1 protein-coding gene and 1 pseudogene are annotated in these 981 nt (G+C 71.6%); both read right to left on the bottom strand.

The window, feature by feature from the left end; genetic code table 11:
• Window positions 1-293: pseudogene (locus BHU15_RS40900) on the bottom strand (MFS transporter); the annotation flags it as partial.
• A 2-nt stretch (window positions 294-295) separates the two neighbouring features.
• Window positions 296-968, bottom strand: a 673-nt coding sequence (locus tag BHU15_RS23660; RefSeq protein WP_303741298.1) for a thioesterase II family protein, incomplete at its 3' end; no start/stop codon positions are given.
• Between the last annotated feature and the right edge of the window lie 13 nt (window positions 969-981).

Below are 981 nucleotides of genomic sequence, written 5' to 3'. Positions count from 1 at the left end.
GCCGCGATCAGCGTGGCCGGTCCGTCGGCGAAGACGGCGGCCAGCGAGGCGACGCCGAACGCGGCGGCGCCGATCAGCAGCAGCTTCCGGCGGCCGATCCGGTCGCCCAGGGTGCCCATGGCCACCAGGAAACCGGCGATGAGGAAGCCGTAGATGTCGATGATCCACAGCATCTGGGCGGCGGAGGGGTCCAGGCCCTCGCTGATGTGCGGTACGGCCAGGTGCAGCACGCTCACATCGATGGACAGCAGCAAGGTGGGCAGTGCCAGCACGGCCAGGCCCAGCCACTCACGNNCGGAGCCGGGGATCAGACGGGCGGCGACGGCCGCCGCGTTGGTGGGTGTGTAGAGGTAGAAGTGGCCGCCCGTGAACGTCTGCCGGCTGAAGCCGCCGGACGTCTCCAGCGACCACAGGTGCATCCGCTCGTCGATGACGACGGGGTCGTCCACCGCGCCGAGCGCCAGGATGGGGACGCGGACACCGGACAGTGGCCGCCGGTAGGTCTCCATCGCCTCCAGGTCGGCCCGGATCGCCCGGAGTGACGACCGGACCAGGTCCGTACGGTCCGCGAGCCCGGGAGACATCCCGCCGATGTCCGTCAGATGCTCCAGCAGCTCCGTGTCGGTCCTGCGGTGGGCGAACGGCGGCTCGCTGGGGAAGCACGGCGGCTGGCGCGCGGACACCGCCAGCTGGGTGGGAGGCAGACCCTTGCGTTCCATGGCCCGGGTCAGCTCGTATCCGAGCACGCTGCCGAAGCTGTGTCCGACGACCGCGTACGGCAGGGGCTCCAGCTCCGCCAGACCGCGGACGAGGGCGTCGACCAACGGCTCGACACGGGTCACCAGAGGCTCGTTGATACGCGTGCCCCGCCCGGGCAGTTGGGCGACGACACACTCCACGTCCTCGGGCAGCACCTGCCACCAGGAGCGGAACGCGGACGGCCACCCGCCGGCGTGCGGGAGCGCCACGACCCGGAACCGG

This window comes from Streptomyces niveus (assembly GCF_001723055.1).
GTDB lineage: Bacteria > Actinomycetota > Actinomycetes > Streptomycetales > Streptomycetaceae > Streptomyces > Streptomyces niveus.
This window is presented reverse-complemented; position numbering and strand designations above follow the sequence as displayed.